Annotated in this window: 1 pseudogene; it reads left to right on the top strand. The window is 61.6% G+C overall.

The features are described from left to right. Positions 1 to 344, top strand: a pseudogene (locus AC1DY5_RS58280) (transposase); the annotation flags it as partial. Positions 345 to 521: the final 177 nt, after the last annotated feature.

Raw genomic sequence — 521 nt, 5'->3', positions numbered from 1 at the left:
CAGTTCCTGCGCCTGATCCAGCGCAAGACGCCCAGGCACCTTCAGCTGCACCTGATCGTGGACAACTACGGCACGCACACCCACCCGGAGGTTCAAGCCTGGCTCGCCAAGCACCCGAGGTTCGTCATGCACTTCACGCCCACGAGAGTGCGTCGTGGCTGAACATGGTGGAGCGCTTCTTCCGCGACATCTCGGAGAACCGCATCCGGCGCGACAGCTCCACCAGCGTGCCTGAACTGGAACTGGCCATCGATCTGTACGTGGCCCACCACAACGCCAACCCAAAGCCCTTCATCTGGAGTGCGCCGGGAGACCGGCAAGGAGTAAAGGGTGCAAGTCCCTGACAACAAAGAAGTAGCGAATCATGTTGTCCCCGAGTCATGCGCGTCACACCGCGAGGTGCGGCGCGAAGCGTTGACAGGGGTACGCATAGGCCAGCCATTGAGCCGCGATAGGAAGGAAGTTTCGGGTGCCCACGCTGTTCCAAAAGCGGAAGGCAACACGTCTGGGCGCGTCATCGC

This window comes from Variovorax sp. P4_D9 (assembly GCF_056401695.1).
Note: the sequence above shows the minus strand (reverse complement) of the source record. Positions and strands in the feature narration are given on the sequence as shown.